Below are 16,853 nucleotides of genomic sequence, written 5' to 3'. Positions count from 1 at the left end.
TCCCTCACCCTGGGGTTCACCGACGACGGCCTCGGCGGCACCGTGCCCCGCATCCCCACGACAAGGACGACCGACGAGTGGGAACGGGCCGAGGGCCAACGCGGACTGCTGATGGTGCAGGAGTCGTCCACAGCCTGGGGATACTCACCCGTGTGCCCGTTCGGTGACCTGGGCACCCACACCTGGGCCACCTTCACCCTCACACCCACACGATGACCGGCACGGGCTCCCCACCCCACGGGGAGCCCTTCGGTCCATGATGGGGGAGCGATCGCACGCGAGGCATGTTCATCCCGTAGGGGCGGGTCACAGCCTCGCGTCGGTCGCCGCCGACCACCCCCTCCACTTCGTCGGGCACGAACGTCCAAGGTCGTGTCCGCGCCCGACGGCGAGCCGTCCTCGTCCCTGCCGGGGCGATGACGGGCTCAGCAGAGGATGACTTCGAAGGCCGTGGCCGGTCGGCCGCCGTAGCGCTCGCCCGCGGACTGCGCCATGGCGGTGAGCAGTCCACGGGCGTCGGCCATCCAGTTCCCGCTGCCGAGCCCGTCGAGGTAGGCCCGGTGTGCTTCGAGCGAGGCTATGGCGGTGTCGAGCGTGCCGGTGATGTCGACGGCGTGCGTGGCGGACGGCGAGCCCGCGACGGCGGCGTAGCGCACCCCCTCCCACGGAGCGGGGCCGATGTCGGTGTGCAGGTGGCGGTTTCCGGCGTCGGCGACGGCGTCCAGGGCGGCGCGGCCGACGTTGCGGTGGTCCGGGGTGTTCCAGCGCGGTCCGGGCCAGGTCTCATGGTGATTGAAGGTGACCACGAGGTCAGGGCGGTGTCTGCGGATGGCGGCGGTGAAGTCCCGGCGCAGCGGCAGGCCGTACTCGATCAGTCCGTCCGGGTGGTCGAGGAATTCGACCGAGGTGACGCCGACGATCGCCGCGCTCGCGACCTGTTCGGCTTCACGCAGCTTCGCGGCCTCCTCCGGTGCCATGGACGCGATACCGGCTTCGCCTCGTGTCGCGAGGAGGTAGGCGACCTTCTTTCCCGCGGCCGTCCATGACGCGATCGCTCCGGCCGCCCCGTACTCCAGGTCGTCGGGGTGGGCCACGATGGCCAGGGCCGTCTCCCAGTCATCCGGGAATCGGGCGAGGTCGCCTCGGTCTGCTGGTGCTGAGGTCACGGTGTTCTTCCTTTGCCTGTCGGTGGGGACGGGCCGGATCGCCGGCCCGGCCCCACCGAGTGGTGAGAGTTCGTGCGGGCCCCGCTCGCCGGGGTGCGAACGCGGCGAGCGGGGCTGTCCGGGACGGTCAGCAGCAGCCGGCACCGGAGAGCTGTGCTTCTTCCTTCGCCGCCGGGTCGCAGCAGGCGCCGGCCTCGGTCGCGGCGGAACCGGTGCCGCAGCAGGGAGAGGCGGCGGCCTCGGGCTCGGCGGCGGGGGCCGAGGGCTGCGGGCCGCAGCAGGACGGCGTGAGGGTGGTCGGCTCACTCATGGGTGAACGCCTTTCGTGGAGAGGATCGCCGGCCGGCGGTGACCCGCTGGTTCGACGTTTGTCGATATATACTCTGGACTCGAATATCGATGTCTGTCAATATAGATACATGTCGAATAATCAGCCGCAGGTCCTCCCGGTCGCCGAGGAGCAGGCCGGCCCTTGCTGCCCACCGCTGGCTTCGGCCCCCCTCTCCGAGGCCGACGCCCTCCAGGGGGCGGCCATGTTCAAGGCACTGTCGGATCCGGTGCGGCTGCGGTTGTTCTCCCGCATCGCCGCACATCCCAGCGGTGAGGCGTGCGTCTGCGACATCTCCGACGTCGGCGTCTCCCAGTCCACGGTCTCCCACCACCTGAAGAAGCTCCGCGATGCCGGACTGCTGACGTCCGAGCGCCGTGGCACCTGGATCTACCACCGAGTGGCGCCGGCCGCGCTGGACGGCATGCGGCGCATGCTCGACGGTTAGCTCCCCGCGCCGGTGGCCGAACATCGGCCGTCGTGCGGCTTCCGCCGCCGGTGCGCCGTGCCCGTCCTGTCGCCCGGGTGACCTGTGGCACAACGGACACGACTCCACGTCACTCACATGACCCGTGGACCGGGTGTGCCCCGTTCACGCGATGACCCTGCGACCGCATCGGCCCTCGACCCGTCCTTCATCGCCGTCGGCGGTGTCCCGCTTCCCTCGAATCGAGCCGATCCGGTATCCGCGTGTCCACCACTCAGGGGGAGGCCCCTTGCGTTGCCGTGAAGAGCACCGTCGTCAGACGGGACGAGGTCATGATCGCTGACGCCCGTCTTCCCGAGCCTCCGGACCGGGAGCCCGATTTCGAGGACGATTTCACCGCTCCGCGGCTCAGGGAGGACCGCTGGGTCGACCACTACCTGCCGCACTGGACATCGCCCGAACGGTCTCGGGCGCGCTACGACATCGACGGTTCCGGGCTGCGGCTGCGTATCGACGCCGACCAGCCGGACTGGCGGGAGGAGGACGCCCCGCTTCGCGTGTCCAACCTTCAGACCGGGGTCTTCTCCGGTCCGGTGGGCTCTCGGCGGGGAACGCACCGGCACCGTCCGGATGGACTCGTCGTCCGCACGAACACACCGGAGGGTTTGCTGTGGGCGCCCACCGCCGGGCGTGTGGACGTCACCGTGAGCGCGAGCGTGGACGAGGGATGCATGCTCGCGGCGTGGCTCGTGGGGACCGAGCACCTCTCCGAGGACGACAGCGGCGAGGTCTGCGTGTTCGAGATCGACGCCGCCGCCGTCGGGGAGAGGGTGAGTCGTGCGCGATGCGGGGTGAAGGCGCACTCGGACGCGCGGCTGATCACCGACATGACCGAGGTCGCCCTGCCCCTGGACGCGTCGAAGCCGCACACCTGGACGGCCGTGTGGGGGCGGCGGGCACGATCATCGGCTGTGACGGCGTCATCGTGAAACGGGTCCCCCGGTCTCCCGGTTACCCGCTCTTCCTGATGATCGACCTTTTCGAGATCGGTCCCCGCTCGGGAACCGACGCCGCCTACCCGAAGACCGCCCACATCCACCGTGTGCGCGGGTGGGACGCCGCGACCGGCTCCTCCGTCGGCACGTCCTAGAGGGCAGGTGTCCCCGGACCCCCGCACCCCCGCGCGCCGGCGGTCCGGGAGCGGGTCCTCAGGCTCCGATGTGCAGATGGGCCGCCCAGAGCATCGGTGCGGCCGTCCGGTCCCACCCGGCCAGTTCCGGCGGCAGGCCCGCACCGTCGCGGACCGCGCGGATCGCGCCGTGCAGGGCCCGTGCCGCGCGGGCGGGATCGGGCCCGCCGCCGTCCTCGCGCAGGCGGGCGTAGAACTCGTCGGCGATGACCACCGACACCTCGTCGTCGATCGCCCACAGCGTGCCCACCACGTGCGGGAACCCCGCCAGTTGGAAGGCCGTGGAGACGTGGATGGACTCGTCCAGCAGGTCGGGGACCTGGACGGCGGCCGTCTCGCACGCCGACAGGTAGGCGAGGCGGGCCCGGTCGAGGCCGACCGTGCCCAACCGGGCGACCGTCAGCGGGGAGGAGGCGTCGTCGGCGAGCACCAGACGGCTGAGCGAGGGGTCCTCGGGGTGGCCCGCGCCGTGGCAGGCGAAGTGCGCCACCGCGCAGTCGGGCAGGGCGCGCAGGACCGCGTCGCTGCTCACCGGGGTCCCATCCGCCCCGAGCACGACCGCGCCGGGCAGGTGCCCGACCACCTTGGCCGCCTCCTCCTCCACGTGCTGGAGCAGGGGGGCTCCGGCCAGGCCCGGCACCCCGGGCATCGCGACGACCAGCGCGTGACCGCCCTCCCCGAGCGCGGCGGCCTCCTCGCGCTCGCGTGCGTGGCGCAGGGCGCGGACGCTGGGCGCGGTGGAGGAGACCGCGCGGTCCATCACCGTGCGCGGCGGGCCGTCGGCGGTGTCCGTGTGGTGGCCCGCCGCGTGCAGCGGTAGCCGTCCCAGCAGACCCCCCGTCACCCACCAGATCCGGGGCGGGTCCTGTGCGGCCTCGTCGGTGAGACCCAACGCCTCCAGGACGGGGCCGGCGGCCACGTCCCACAGCCACGCCAGGGTGTCCGACAGCACCTCCTGGGCTTCGGTGTCGTCGTCCGACTCCCGGCCGGGTGCCGTCACGGCGCGCGCCCGGTCGACCCGGTCGGCCAGCTCGCGGTGGGTCAGGGCGGGGAGCGGCAGGTGCCGGACCCCGGACTCGGTGAGCAGGAGGGCGTCGCACCGCCGGGGGGCGGCGGTCAGCACCACGACCGGGCCCCGGCCGGCCTCGGCCAGCAGTTCGTCCAGGCCGGGCGGCAGACCGAACCCGGTCAGACCGGTCTCGTCGCGGATGCGCTCGATGAGCGAGTCGAGTTCACGGGTCAGCTCGTGCCGGTCCCGGACCGCGCTCTGGGCCCAGGCCCGCGCGGTCCGCCCCGCGTCGGCCGCCCCGGGCCCGCCGGCCACGGCCGCCAGGGCGGGTTCGGCGGCGAGAGTGCGTGAGGAGGGATCGAAGGCCCCGAACGCGGTCCCGTCCAGCGCGTCGCGCAGCCTGACGAACCGCTCCGCGAGCGCGGGGTGATCGCGCCACAGGTCGGAGAGTTCGCCGCGCACGTCGAGGGCCTGGCCGATCAGGATCCCACGACCGGTCTCCAGCGCCCCCAGCGCGCGCACCGCCCGGTCGGTGGACGTGCCGCCCGGGGCGTTCAGTGCCGCTGCGGCGGCCCGCGCGGCCAGACCGGGGAAGCGCTCCAGCGTGCTCTGCTGGTCGCCGCGACGGAGGCTGCGCGGTGCCGCCCGCACCAGCAGGCGCACGGCGGCGTCCAGGACCTCGGACGCCCGTACGGGATCGGTCGTGGTCTCCGCGACCGCGAGGGCGGCGCTGATGCGCAGGGTCGGGGGCGCCGACTCCGGCTTCCAGGCCCGCTCGAAGGCGACGCGGGCGGCCTCGCGGTCGGCGGGCCGGCCCGTGAGCCGCCACCGGTCGTCCAGGGCGCCGCCCAGTTCGAGCAGGACCCGGGCCCCGTCGGGGGTCTCGTCGAAGCCCTCGGACGTGGCGGCCCGGAACTCCTCCACGGCCTCGTCCAGGTCCTCCGGGTCGCCGCCGTGTGTGAAGCGGGCGTGCAGGGCCTCGGCCAGGAGCGCGCGGTGGGTGGGCAGCATGGCGTGGTCGTCCGGTACCGATGAGACGGTACGGCGCATGGCCAGGACCGCCCGGTCCAGGCCGCCGCCGTCACCGGCGCGATACCGGGCCAGATGGGCGCGCGCCAGGCCGTTGAGGAAGACGGGCAGGTCCGGGTGGTCGCCCGGAGTGGCCATGACCGCCGCGCCGGTCGCCTCCACCGCCTGTTCCAGGTCGTTCCGGTCACCCGTGCCGAAGAACCGCGAGACCAGTGCCGCGCCGAGCGCGTGGGAGGCCGTGGCCCGGTGCGGGTCGTCCTCCGCGAGCGCGGCGGCGCTGGCGCGCAGGGCGCCGACGGAGTCGTTCGCATCCCCGGTGTCCCCGGTGCACAGGTAGCGCGCGTGCAGGGCGCCGCCGAGCGCGTGCAGGGCCAGCGCCCGCTCGGCCCCGTCGTCGGGGCAGGCGCGCATGGCGTCGCGGCCGAACCGGATCGCCCGGTCGAGGTCGGCCTCGGAGCCGGTGCGCTCGAAGCTCGTGCGCAGCGCCACGCAGAGGTTGATCCGGGCCCTGGTCCGGACGGGGTCGCCCTCGGGGGCGGCCTCGGCGGCCTGTTCGAGGCGCCCGATGCCCTGGGCCAGGTCCGCCCGATCCCCGGTGCGCCAGGACCGGACGATCCGGATCAGACCCAGGTTCGCCAGGAATCCGGCCAGATCCTCGGAGGGTCGGGTCCTGCGCTCGGCCACGTGCACCGCGGCGGTCGTGACCAGCACGGCGCGGTCCAGGGACGCGAGGTCGTCGGTGCGCCCCGCCCTCATGCTCAGGGCCTTGCCGAGGTTGCTCAGGGCCGCGGCCCTGTCCACGTCCTCCGGTGGGGTGGCGGAGGCGATGCGCTCCCACTGGTCGACCACGGAGTCCAGGATCGAAACGTCCTGGAAGGCCGCCGCCATGTCCAGCATGACGACCGCGCTGGGGAAGACCCGTTCGGCGATCAGGGGCAACAGGTCGCCGGGCAGTGGTTCCCAGCCGTGGATGAAGTGCTGCCTCAGGAGCTTCGCGGCGGCGGTCCGCTCGGCCTCGCGCCCGTCTCCGGACACCGCCTCCGACCGGGCCCAGCGCGCCCAGCCGAGGACGAAGGCGATCTCCGGGTCGTTCGGTGCGGCCTCGTGCAGCTCGATGAGCCGGTCGATCTCCGCGGCGGCCTCCGGTTCGAGCAGCTCGGCCGGGTCCGCGCCCGACACGCACCGGTTCACACGCTCGAACACGGTTCCCAGCAGTCTCTCCCGCATCCGGTACCCTCCGGCTGGATCCGCGCTGTCGGCGTCAGGATGCCGGCGGGACCGGTACCGGCGAAGGGAGTCGGCGGACGAAGGCCGGAAGTGGTCACCGGGGTTTCAGTCGCGGGGGCGCGGCGGGACGCCGGCGTGCAGCCGCAGGGTCAGGGCCCGCCCCGCCGCAGGGCTGAGGGGACCCGTGTACTCCACACCCACCTGTGCGGCCAGGTCCGCCACGTGCAGTCGCACGGCCGCCTCCAGGAGCACGGCGTAGGTCTCCACCGCCGAGCGGACGCGCCACCACGCGACGGCCGCCAGGACGGCGGCGACGATCACGGCCGGGTACCACCAGAGGACCAGCGGGAGGTGGACCAGGCTCCACGCGCCCAGGACGAACGCCCGCGCCAGGTCCTGACGGGCCGCGCGGATCTGCTCGCACACGCCGTCGGGCAGCATCAGCCACAGGTGCGGCCACACCACGGCCAACTCCAGCGCGTGCTCCCGGCGGAACCGGACGGCGACGGCGTGGAGCCGGTCGCCGCACCACGTGGGACGGTCGGGCTCCTCGGGGGCGATCCGCACCAGCCGGTCGTAGGCCTCGTCGAACGACGGCCGCCCGTCCTCGGGGTCGGCGGGCTCGGCGTCCGTGGCGTCGGAGGGCCCCGAGGGCCCGGCGACAGCCGTCCCGGCCGGGACGGAGTGCGCGGCGTCCGTGTTCCCCGCGGTCGCGGCGGGTTCGGCCTCCGGGGCGTCGGAGGGCTCGGCGACGGTGATCTCGGCGGGCTCGGCGTCCGCATCCGTCTCCCGGTCCCCGCCGCCCTCGGCGAGGGCCGCCCTCAGCCGTTCGTGGGCCCGGGACCAGCGGCGGTGGCGGGCCCGTACCCGCCATCGGGCCAGGAGCCGGGCGGGCCGAGGCCAGGAGCGCCAGTCGGCGGCGAGCCACACCCGCTCCAGGGCCGTTCCCAGCCCGTCGGCCAGCAGACCGACCAGGGTGGCGGTCGCGATGACGGCCGCGAAGACCACCACCTGCCCTCCGACCGTGTCGACACGCGGGTCCTCCGCCCAGGCGGTGATCCGGTGTACGAGATGGGCGGCGTCCCAGGTGTGGTCGCGGCCCAGGACGAGGGCGCCGGCGGCCACCGCGAGGAAGAGGGCACCGGGCAGTGTGAGCAGGGTCAGCCACTTGTCCGTCAGCCGCCTGCCCAGTTCGGTGAGCATGGGACCCACGGCTACCCCCCGGACGCGGGAGCCAGCGGCTCACCGTGGATCCGGCAGGTCGGCACGTCCTCGGCGGGGGTGGGCCTCCACGCGCGGGCACACCGCCCGCGCGGGCACCCGAGCGTGCCGGGGGCGGGCCGGGCGGGGCCGAGCCCGGGGACCCCGACGCCACCGCCCTCCCCGGGCCCCCGGGTCCTCGTGTACCCGTGCAGACCGCGTGTCGCGCCCAGCGCTCGCAAGGCCTGGTGCAGGACGTCGAGCGCGGCCCGGGGGTCCTCGCCCTCGACCGCGCGGTCCAGGACCCCCTCCAGCAGTGCGGGTCCGTCCGGACGGCGGGAGAGCCGGGATCGGATGGCATCGGCGTTCTCGCACACCGCCGCCAACAGCAGCGCGGTGGAGGGGCGTGCGTCCTCGGGGGGTTCGGCCACGGTGTTCCTTCCCGCTGGACCGTGCGCCGGTCCGGGGTGGGGGCGGTGGAGGAGGGCGGGTGACGCCTCCATCGTAGCCTCGCCGTATTCGGAGTCGCAGGCCCTCGCACCACTCCCCGGCCGGGAACGGGCACCGTGGAACAGGCGAACGGGAACATGAACGGCGAGGGCCCGCACGGGCCCTCGCCGTTCATGATCTGCACATAAGCGACATATCCGTCGTTCTACTCAGATCTTCTCCGCGTTCACCACGATGCCGTCCTCGTCCGCGTACAGCCACTCGCCGGGGACGAACGTGACGTCGCCGAAGGTCACCGGTACGTCCAGGCGGCCGGCGGCGTCCTTGGCGGACTTGCGCGGGTTGGAGCCCAGTGCCTTGACCCCCAGGTCCAGCCGCCCGAGGGCCACCGTGTCGCGGACCGCGCCGTGGATGACGACCCCGGCCCAGCCGTTGGCCACGGCGGCCTCGGCGATCATGTCGCCCATCAGGGCCGACCGCAGGGAGCCGCCGCCGTCCACGACCAGCACGGCACCGTCGCCGGGGGTGTTGAGGACCTGCTTGACCAGACCGTTGTCCTCGTGGCACTTGACGGTGCGGACGGGGCCGCCGAACCCGGGCCGGCCTCCGTACCCCCGGAACTGCGTCGAGCAGCTCCGCAGGGTGTCGCCGTGGTCGTCGATGAGGTCCGCCGTGGTGAAGTTCGTGGTCATGCCGGCTCCGGTCTGGTGTGAAGCGGGTGGACCCCACTCAAGTTACCCAGTGGTAGGGCGTCTCTTTCGTCGGGGACGCCCCTCTCTTTCGTCGAACCGGGGCCCATTGCGGCCTTCCCGTCCCCGATTCGGTGCCAGGATGGACAGTAGACGTCATCAATTCGTGGGAGTCACGTCACCTTTCGGTCGACTCCACGTCGCCCGGCCTCTCCCCCTGCCGTTCGCGCGACCCTCCCCGCCGACACCCCCTGGAGAGAGATGATCTCTGAGATCCTCGCCATCAGTGCCGCCTGGTCCCGTGCCGTGATCGAGTTCGCCGGAGGGCTCCACCCCTGGGCGCGTGAGGCCACCCACCTGGGCACCGACCTGTTCCTGGTGGTGTTCGCGGTCCTCTTCGTCGCCGCCTGGTGGCGCGCCCGCTCCATCGACGCGCGCCTGGTGGGACTGGCGCTGTTCGCCCCGATCGCCACCGTCGTCGCCTACGGCGTCAGCCGCACCGTCAAGTCGTTCTTCGAACAACTGCGGCCCTGCCAGGCCATGACCGACCTGGCCACCATCGCCACCTGTGACCCCCTCGGCGACTGGTCCTTCCCCAGCAACCACTCCGCGATCGCCGGCGCCGCCGCCGCGGCCGTCGTCATCGCCTGGAGGAGCGCCGCCCCGATCGCGGTGGTCTTCGCCGTCCTGGAGGCCTTCTCCCGGGTCCTCGTGGGCGCTCACTACCCGCACGACGTCACCGTCGGACTCCTCCTCGGCGCGGCCGTCGCCACCGCCGTCTCGCTCGCCATGGCCCGCCCGTTGACGGCCCTGGTCGAGAAGGCCGCCGAGCACGAACACCTCAGGCCCCTGGTCCGCTCCGCGTCCGCCGGCACCCCGCACGGCCCCAACGCCTCCACCGGACCCCGCGCCCACGCGGACGCCTGACAGGCCCTCGCGCCCCGACGCCCCGGCCGCCTCCGGCCGGGGCGTTCGTCATTCCACACGTGCGTGGCCATGGAGCCGTGGCATTCTTGGCGTGTGCGAATTTTCCGCACAGAAGACGGTGAAGCCGCTCGGATATCAGGGAGAAGGCTGCGATGCTGTTGAGTTTCCGCGTTGAAAACCACAAGTCCATTCGCGAAGAGCAGCAGCTCCTGCTCACTCCCGTCTACGACGACGCCCGTCCGCGGAAAGCCGACTGGGAGGCCGTCACGGTCGCCGGGATCTTCGGCGCCAACGCCTCGGGCAAGTCCAACTTCCTGAACGCGCTCGCGCTGATGCGGGACACGGTCAGATGGTCGATGAGCGGTAACGAACCGGGTGGGGGGATACTCCGGTACCCCTTCGCCTTCGAAGCCGAAGCACGGGAACGGCCGTCCACCTTCGTCGTGGACCTCGTCCTCGACGGCGTGCGGTACACCTACGGGTTCGCCATCGACGACGAGCGCGTGGTCGAGGAGTGGCTGTACTCCTACCCGAAGAAGAGAAAGAGGGTGCTCTTCGAAAGAGAGGTCGGTGACTTCTCGTTCGGTGACCACACCCCCGCGAAACTTCGTCAGGTCGAGGCGATCACCGCCGAGAACACCCTCTTCCTCACGGTCGCGGCCCGCACCTCCAACGAGGAGGTGGAGCCGATCTACCGCTGGTTCTCCGAGGTCCTCGTGTTCGCCTCCGAACACCGCTGCGAACAGCCCGTCTGGTTGCGCGACGGGCGCGTGTCCCGAGGCGCTCTGCGATCCCTGGCGGACCTTCTCGCGTCCGCCGGTACCGGTGTTCTCGGCGTCGAACTGTCCACAGTCCCTCCCGGGCCCGCTTCCAGTCCCTCGCACCCGGTCGAGAACCTCGAAGAAACGCGGACGGGTTCGGACGGCGACCCCGACATCGGATACGCCGAGGTCCAGGTGCCCGTTCAGCACCGGGAAGGCGGATACCACGGAAATCCGAAGGGTCTTCGCTCCGATGCGCTGATCATGCGCAGGGCTCCCGAAATCCTCTTCCGCCATTCCCGGGGGAGCGGGGCCGACCCCCTTCTTCCCTGGGAGGAGGAGTCCTCCGGGACGAGAGCGCTCGTCACGCTCGGCTTCGAGGCACAACGTGTGCTGGAGAACGGTGGTGTGCTCGTCGTGGACGAGATCGACGCCAGCCTGCATCCTCACCTCTCCGCGACGCTCGTCTCCCTCTTCCAGGATGAGGAGCACAACGCCGGGGGCGCCCAGTTGATCTTCACCAGCCATGATGCCGCCCTTCTGGGGAACATCAGAGGTGAGGAGGTCCTCCAACGCGATCACGTCTGGTTCGTGGAAAAGGACGGACAGGCCCGCACGTCCCTCTATCCGCTCAGCGACTTCAAGCCCCGAGGTGACGAGAACCGAGTCCGTCGTTACCTCGTCGGCCGCTACGGCGCCGTGCCCGAGGTGGACGACGAGCTTTTCCGTGAAGCGCTCCGTCGCCGTGCGGAGAAGACCGAGAGCGGAGCGGAACCGGTGTCGACGGAGGAATCCCTCTGGTGAACAAACGTGCGAGGAGAGACGCGAACAGGCGCGAAAGCCATCTCGAACGCCGGGGTCGGTGCCGAGAGGAACGGGAGGTCCACCTCGTGGTCTGCGAGGGAGAAACGGAGAAGGGTTACTTCGACTCCCTCCACCGGAATCCCGAAGTCCGGTTGCACACCGTCCGTACCCGCAAAGCCAAGCACCCCCAGCGCGAGGTCGTGGTCGCGACCGCCGCCCGGGCCTTGGAGAACGCGTACACCAGGGTCTGGGCCGTCTTCGACACCGACGGCGCGGACGTGCGGGACCTCGTCGCCCGGGCCCACAAGGAGGACGTCGAACCCGTCCCCTCCACCCCCACCTTCGAGACCTGGCTCATCCTCCATCTCGACGACCACCGTGCCCCCCTGCTCTCCGGGGACAAGGCCGAGCGGAGACTCAAGGCCCTCCTGCCCCGCTGGAGCAAGGGCGCGACCGACTTCACCGACTTCGCCCATGGTCTGGACAAGGCCCGCTCCCGAGCCGAGGGACTCCCTTCCGGGTGCGACCCCTGCACCTCCGTGCACCTCCTCGTCGGCGCCCTGCTCCGCACCGGCTGACCCGCCCGCCCCGGGCGCGGGACGCCGGTCCGGCTCCGCCGGACCGGAGGAACCCGCTTTTCCCGCCTCCGGCCCGCGCCCCGACGCCTCCCGCCGAACGACCGCCCCGGCCGAACGCGCCGTGACGTGCGGATACGTCCCCGAGGGCGGGGGCGGGCCGACGGGGCGTTCGGGTGCGGGGCGGGTCACGGTCCCTGTACGGGACACAGCTGACACACTGGTGAGGTGGGTACTCAACAGACTTCAGCAGAGCTCTTCGAGCGGGCCACCGCCGTCGTTCCCGGGGGGGTCAACTCCCCGGTGCGCGCCTTCGGCGCCGTCGGCGGCACCCCGCCCTTCTTCGTCAAGGGCGAGGGCCCCTACCTCATCGACGCCGAGGGCCGCCGCTACGTCGACCTCATCTGCTCGTGGGGGCCGCTCATCCTCGGCCACGCGAACCCCGAGGTCGTGGCCGCCCTCCACGGCGCCGTCGACGCCGGCACCTCCTACGGCGCACCGACCCCCGGCGAGGTCGAACTCGCCGAGCTGATCGTCGAACGCGCCCCCGTCGAGAAGGTCCGCCTGGTCAACTCCGGCACCGAGGCGACCATGTCCGCGATCCGCCTGGCCCGCGGCTTCACCGGGCGCGCCAAGATCGTCAAGTTCGCCGGCAACTACCACGGCCACGTCGACGCCCTCCTGGCCGCCGCCGGGTCCGGGCTGGCGACGTTCGCCCTCCCCGACTCCCCGGGCGTGACCGGCGCCGGCGCCGCCGACACCCTGGTCCTTCCCTACAACGACGTCGAGGCCGTCGAGCGGGCCTTCGCCGAGCACGGCGAGGACATCGCCTGCGTCATCGCCGAGGCCTGCCCCGCCAACATGGGCGTCGTCCCGCCCAAGGCCGGGTTCAACGCCCGCCTCAAGGAGATCGCGCACGCCCACGGCGCGCTGCTCGTCCTGGACGAGGTCCTCACCGGTTTCCGCGTGAGCGCCTCCGGCTGGTACGGCCTGGAGGGGGTCGCCCCCGACCTCATGACCTTCGGCAAGGTCATGGGCGGCGGCCTGCCCGCCGCCGCGTTCGGCGGTCGCGCCGAGATCATGGACCGACTGGCGCCCAACGGCCCCGTCTACCAGGCCGGCACCCTGTCCGGGAACCCGCTGGCGACCGCCGCCGGGCTGGCCACCCTCCGCGGCGCCACCCCCGAGGTGTACGCGCACATCGACCGGGTGTCCGCGCAGGTCGAGGTCGAGGTGTCCAAGGCGCTGAGCGCCGCCGGGGTGCCCCACCGCGTCCAGGGCGGCGGCAACCTGTTCACGGTGTTCTTCACCGACACCGAGGTCGTCGACTTCGACTCCGCCCGCACCACCGACACCAAGGCCTACGCGGCCTTCTTCCACGCCATGCTCGACCAGGGCGTCTACCTGCCGCCCGCCGCCTTCGAGGCGTGGTTCTTCTCCGCGGCCCACGACGAGACGGCCGTCGCGCGAGTGATCGAGGCCCTCCCGGCCGCCGCCCGGGCCGCCGCCGAGGCGCCGGGCCGGACCGGGCAGGGCTGAACCGAAACGTCCGGCGTCGCCCCGCACACCGGCCCGCCGGCACCATCCGATCCCCGAAGGAAAGACGCACACGATGACGACGACCACCGTCGTGCACCTGCTCAGGCACGGCGAGGTGTACAACCCGGACAAGGTGCTCTACGGCAGGCTCCCGGACTTCCACCTCAGCGAACGCGGGCAGCAGATGGCCGAGATGACCGCCGACTGGTTCGAGGGCCACGACATCGCGGCCCTGTTCTCCTCGCCGTTGGACCGCACCCAGGAGACCGCCGTCCCGCTTCAGAAGATGCTGGACCTGCCGGTCACCCTGGACGACCGCCTCATCGAGGCGGCCAACAAGTTCGAGGGTCTCTCCCTGTCCCGGAGCTCGGTGCGCGACCCGCGCATCGTCAGCCGCATGTACAACCCCTTCCTGCCTTCCTGGGGTGAGCCCTACAAGCAGATCGTCGAGCGCATGGTCTCGATGATCAAGGTCGCCCGCCGGGCCGCCTGGGGGCGTGAGGCGGTGTGCGTCAGCCACCAGCTGCCCATCTGGATGGCCCGCCGGGCCGCCGAGGGAAGGCGCCTGTGGCACCGCCCCGACCTGCGCGAATGCAACCTCGCGAGTGTCACCTCGCTGACGTTCGTCGAGCAGCGCCTGGCCAGCGTCAGCTACGCGGAGCCGGCCGCCTCGCTCTACCAGGAAGGTCCCTCCGTCCCGGGGGCCTGACCCGGAGCGCGCACCCGGAGCGGTAAGCTGGGGCTTCGGGTGCGTTGGGTGCACGTCCTCTGGGCGCACACCCATCGGCGAGAGTCTTCGGACGGTCCCGGACCCCGGGGTGCGCGTACCGCGCAGGACCCGGTGGCCCTCGCACCCGAGCCCCTTGCCGGTTCCGCCACGGCGGTGCGGCATGCTCTGTATCCATCGTCAGCGAGAGGGTGATCCCTGATGGGTTCCGTCATCAAGAAGCGTCGCAAGCGCATGGCGAAGAAGAAGCACCGCAAGCTTCTCAAGCGCACGCGTATCGCGCGTCGCAACAAGAAGTAGTACCTGTCGCGGCGGTCGTCGTCTCTCCGCGGGCGTGGGCGTGCTTCGGTGTGCCCCGGACGCGGAGAAAATTCCCCTCCTCGGCGATGCCTCGACCAACGTGACGGAATTTTCCGGTCGCGACATCGTTGTGTCTCACGGGTCGCGGACACCGATTCACCCTCGTGGTGAACGGTCCGCGCACCGTCACTCACCGTCTCCTCCCAAGGAACGTGTCGCCATGGCTCGTGTCGTACTCGTCACCGGGGTCTCCAGCCCCCTGGCCGCCAGAGTCGCTCAGGCTCTGGGCGCGGAGCCCGGCGTGCGCCGGGTGATCGGCGTCGATTCCGCGCCGCCCGCCGCCACGACGGGGTTCGAATACGCCCATGTCGACCTGCACGACGAGAGCCTGGCCCGGATCGTCACCGGTTCCGGCGCCGACCTGGTCCTGCACCTGGGACTGGACACCGCGCACAGTGCCCACCGGGAGGAGAACGTCCTGGGCACCATGCGGGTGCTCGCCGCGGCCCAGCGTTCCGGCACGGTGCGCCGGCTGGTGGTGCGCTCCAGCGCCACCCTGGACGCCGACGACGCGGCCGAGGTCGAACGGCACACCCGCGGCCTGCAACGTCGCCGCCCCGACATGGAGGTGGCGCTCCTGAGGTTCGCCAACCTCATCGGTCCCGGCGTGGACACCCCCCTCACCCGGTACCTCGACTCCCGGGTCGTGCCGACCGTGCTGGGCAGCGATCCACAGGTGCGCTTCCTGCACGAGGACGACGGCGTCGAGGCCCTCGTGCGGATGGCGCTCAACGACGGCACCGGGTTCTTCGACGTGGCCGGCAAGGACTCCGTCCCGCTCTCCCACTGCCTGCGCCGCATCGGCGGTCGCCGGCTCCCGGTCCCGGCCTCCGGACTGCGCGTCCTGCGCGGGGTCGCCCGACGCGGACGCATCGACTACGCCACCGCCAGCGTCACCCGGGCCGTACGGGCCGGGCTGGCCGCCTCCCTGGACACCCGGGAACTGGAGCGGGTCCTGGAGTGGGCCCCCTCGCACAGTTCGGCGGCGGCCTTCGACTCCTATGCCGACACCCGTGCTCCGCGCGGTACCTCCGGGAACCGCCACGGCGGCCCGCGGCGCTCGCGCGGCGCCGGTCTGCGGCCGGTCCACGTGCTGGCCCTGGCCAAGGCCACCCTGGGCCGCTGACGGCCTTTCCCGGGCTCCGCCCCTCCCCGTGGGAGGGGCCCCGCCATGTCCCGGCCTCTTCCCGACCAGGGTTCACGCGCGTGGGCGCGGGCTCTGTCGTCCTGCGGATCGGATCCCGCCCTCTCGGCGCGTCCGCGCGCGGGTCCGGTCGTGCTCCGGGCCGTTCGGCGCGTCCGTCCGTGTACGCGCGGGTCCGGTGGTGCTCTCCGGCTCCGGTCGGGTCCGCCCGGGTGTGCGCGCGGCGGCCCATGGAGGGTTCGGGGAACCGATCCCGCCCGTGCCCCCGTGCCCCTTGCTCCCGTGTCCGCTCAGCCCGATCTGCGTTGCACGGCCGCGCGGATCGCCATCGCGCCCACCGCCGCGCCCACGGCCGCCGCGGGGACCGCGACCTTCAGCGCCCTGCGGTGCGTACGGAAGTCGTGCACGGGCCACCCGTGCGTGCGCGCGTACCGGCGCAGGTCCCCGTCGGGGTTGACCGCGTTGGGCCGTCCCACCAGTGACAGCAGCGGCAGGTCGTTGGAGGAGTCGCTGTAGGCCGCGCAGCCCGCCAGGTCCCATCCCTCCTTGGCGGCCAGCTCCCGCACCGCCACGGCCTTGGCCGGGCCGTGCAGCAGGTCCCCGTTGAGCCGTCCGGTGTACACCCCGTCGATGCTCTCCGCCTCCGTGCCCAGCGCGCCGGTCAGCCCGAGCCTGCGGCGGATGATCTGGGCCAGTTCCACCGGTGTGGCGGTGACCAGCCAGACCGACTGGCCCGCGTCCAGGTGGCGCTGCACCAGGGCCCGGGTGCCCTCCCAGATGCGGTCGGCCATGGTCTCGTCGTAGATCTCCTCGCACAGGCCGACCAGATCCTGCACGTCGTGCCCGGCGACGAACGCCAGCGCGGCCTCGCGCGCCGCGTTGATGTGCTCGGGCTGCTCGCTCCCGGTCACCCGGAACACGGTCTGGCCCCACGCGAAGCGCAGGAGGTCGCGGGTCGTGAACAGATCGCGGGCGGCCAGGCCGCGGGCGAAGTGGTAGATCGACGCTCCCCGCATCAGGGTGTTGTCCACATCGAAGAAGGCGGCCCCCGCCGGCGTCGGGGACACGACGTCGTGTGACACGGTTCTCTCCTGGCTCGGGTGGGGGAGGCGTTCAGCGTCGTCCGCGACGACGTGCTCCCCGCGTAATTGCGAGCCTACGACCACCGGCGGGTCCCTCGGAGCCTCTGGGAGAGGCCGTGAATTCACGTGATGAAGCTCACAGTAGAGAAAGCGGGTTTGCCCGTCATTCTGCGGGATCTTCCCTGAAAAGGTCTCCACGTACCGGTACGGAGTGCACACC

At 72.3% G+C, this 16,853-nt stretch carries 17 protein-coding genes and 1 pseudogene; 11 read left to right on the top strand and 7 right to left on the bottom strand.

Annotated elements, in window-relative coordinates:
• Positions 1 to 216: pseudogene (locus PWG71_RS05805) on the top strand (ATP-binding protein); the annotation flags it as partial.
• Between the two features lie 209 nt (positions 217 to 425).
• Here the strand turns inward: PWG71_RS05805 and PWG71_RS05800 are convergent.
• Positions 426 to 1,166: a PIG-L deacetylase family protein gene (locus PWG71_RS05800; RefSeq protein WP_274808467.1), complete on the bottom strand. Its 741-nt coding sequence runs from the start codon at positions 1,164 to 1,166 to the stop codon at positions 426 to 428.
• Between the two features lie 127 nt (positions 1,167 to 1,293).
• A complete protein-coding gene (locus PWG71_RS05795; protein WP_274808466.1) occupies positions 1,294 to 1,476 on the bottom strand; it encodes a hypothetical protein in 183 nt (60 codons plus the stop codon).
• Positions 1,477 to 1,585: 109 nt separating this feature from the next.
• Here PWG71_RS05795 and PWG71_RS05790 point away from each other — a divergent pair, with 109 nt between their 5' ends.
• The 3 genes from PWG71_RS05790 to PWG71_RS05780 all read left to right on the top strand — a co-directional run bounded on the left by PWG71_RS05790 (position 1,586) and on the right by PWG71_RS05780 (position 3,071).
• Entirely contained in the window at positions 1,586 to 1,942 is a 357-nt protein-coding gene (locus PWG71_RS05790) for an ArsR/SmtB family transcription factor (protein WP_274808465.1), read from the top strand.
• 311 nt (positions 1,943 to 2,253) lie between these two features.
• Positions 2,254 to 2,910, top strand: coding sequence for a glycoside hydrolase family 16 (locus tag PWG71_RS05785; RefSeq protein WP_274808464.1), 657 nt, complete (start codon positions 2,254 to 2,256; stop codon positions 2,908 to 2,910).
• A 38-nt stretch (positions 2,911 to 2,948) separates the two neighbouring features.
• A complete protein-coding gene (locus PWG71_RS05780; protein ID WP_274808463.1) occupies positions 2,949 to 3,071 on the top strand; it encodes a hypothetical protein in 123 nt (40 codons plus the stop codon).
• Between the two features lie 58 nt (positions 3,072 to 3,129).
• Here PWG71_RS05780 and PWG71_RS05775 read toward each other — a convergent pair whose 3' ends face one another.
• From PWG71_RS05775 to rraA, 4 genes are all read right to left on the bottom strand, one after another.
• Positions 3,130 to 6,375: a CHAT domain-containing protein gene (locus tag PWG71_RS05775; protein ID WP_274808462.1), complete on the bottom strand. Its 3,246-nt coding sequence runs from the start codon at positions 6,373 to 6,375 to the stop codon at positions 3,130 to 3,132.
• 105 nt (positions 6,376 to 6,480) lie between these two features.
• Positions 6,481 to 7,578: a hypothetical protein gene (locus PWG71_RS05770; RefSeq protein WP_274808461.1), complete on the bottom strand. Its 1,098-nt coding sequence runs from the start codon at positions 7,576 to 7,578 to the stop codon at positions 6,481 to 6,483.
• Positions 7,579 to 7,589: 11 nt separating this feature from the next.
• Entirely contained in the window at positions 7,590 to 8,006 is a 417-nt protein-coding gene (locus tag PWG71_RS05765) for a hypothetical protein (RefSeq protein WP_274808460.1), read from the bottom strand.
• Positions 8,007 to 8,234: 228 nt separating this feature from the next.
• Positions 8,235 to 8,717, bottom strand: coding sequence for a ribonuclease E activity regulator RraA (gene rraA, locus PWG71_RS05760; protein WP_274808459.1), 483 nt, complete (start codon positions 8,715 to 8,717; stop codon positions 8,235 to 8,237).
• Positions 8,718 to 8,975: 258 nt separating this feature from the next.
• Between rraA and PWG71_RS05755 the strand changes: the two genes are divergently transcribed.
• The 7 genes from PWG71_RS05755 to PWG71_RS05725 all read left to right on the top strand — a co-directional run bounded on the left by PWG71_RS05755 (position 8,976) and on the right by PWG71_RS05725 (position 15,533).
• Positions 8,976 to 9,641 (top strand): phosphatase PAP2 family protein, encoded by a 666-nt coding sequence (locus PWG71_RS05755; protein WP_274808458.1) that lies wholly within the window; start codon positions 8,976 to 8,978, stop codon positions 9,639 to 9,641.
• Between the two features lie 152 nt (positions 9,642 to 9,793).
• On the top strand, positions 9,794 to 11,206 hold the full coding sequence (locus PWG71_RS05750; RefSeq protein ID WP_274808457.1) for an AAA family ATPase: 1,413 nt from the start codon (positions 9,794 to 9,796) through the stop codon (positions 11,204 to 11,206).
• An 86-nt stretch (positions 11,207 to 11,292) separates the two neighbouring features.
• Positions 11,293 to 11,784: an RloB family protein gene (locus tag PWG71_RS05745; RefSeq protein ID WP_274808456.1), complete on the top strand. Its 492-nt coding sequence runs from the start codon at positions 11,293 to 11,295 to the stop codon at positions 11,782 to 11,784.
• 225 nt (positions 11,785 to 12,009) lie between these two features.
• The gene (gene hemL, locus PWG71_RS05740; RefSeq protein WP_274808455.1) at positions 12,010 to 13,320 is read left to right on the top strand and encodes a glutamate-1-semialdehyde 2,1-aminomutase; all 1,311 of its coding nucleotides are present in this window, start codon (positions 12,010 to 12,012) and stop codon (positions 13,318 to 13,320) included.
• A 73-nt stretch (positions 13,321 to 13,393) separates the two neighbouring features.
• Positions 13,394 to 14,029 (top strand): histidine phosphatase family protein, encoded by a 636-nt coding sequence (locus tag PWG71_RS05735; RefSeq protein ID WP_274808454.1) that lies wholly within the window; start codon positions 13,394 to 13,396, stop codon positions 14,027 to 14,029.
• A 219-nt stretch (positions 14,030 to 14,248) separates the two neighbouring features.
• A complete protein-coding gene (locus tag PWG71_RS05730; protein WP_017621272.1) occupies positions 14,249 to 14,347 on the top strand; it encodes a 30S ribosomal protein bS22 in 99 nt (32 codons plus the stop codon).
• Positions 14,348 to 14,567: 220 nt separating this feature from the next.
• Complete coding sequence (locus PWG71_RS05725; protein WP_274808453.1) at positions 14,568 to 15,533, top strand: NAD-dependent epimerase/dehydratase family protein; 966 nt, start codon at positions 14,568 to 14,570, stop codon at positions 15,531 to 15,533.
• 308 nt (positions 15,534 to 15,841) lie between these two features.
• Here the strand turns inward: PWG71_RS05725 and PWG71_RS05720 are convergent, their stop codons facing one another.
• Positions 15,842 to 16,633, bottom strand: coding sequence for an HAD family hydrolase (locus PWG71_RS05720; protein ID WP_274808452.1), 792 nt, complete (start codon positions 16,631 to 16,633; stop codon positions 15,842 to 15,844).
• Between the last annotated feature and the right edge of the window lie 220 nt (positions 16,634 to 16,853).

Source organism: Nocardiopsis sp. N85 (genome assembly GCF_028882275.1).
In the GTDB taxonomy this organism is placed as follows: Bacteria; Actinomycetota; Actinomycetes; order Streptosporangiales; family Streptosporangiaceae; genus Nocardiopsis; species Nocardiopsis lambiniae.
This window is presented reverse-complemented; position numbering and strand designations above follow the sequence as displayed.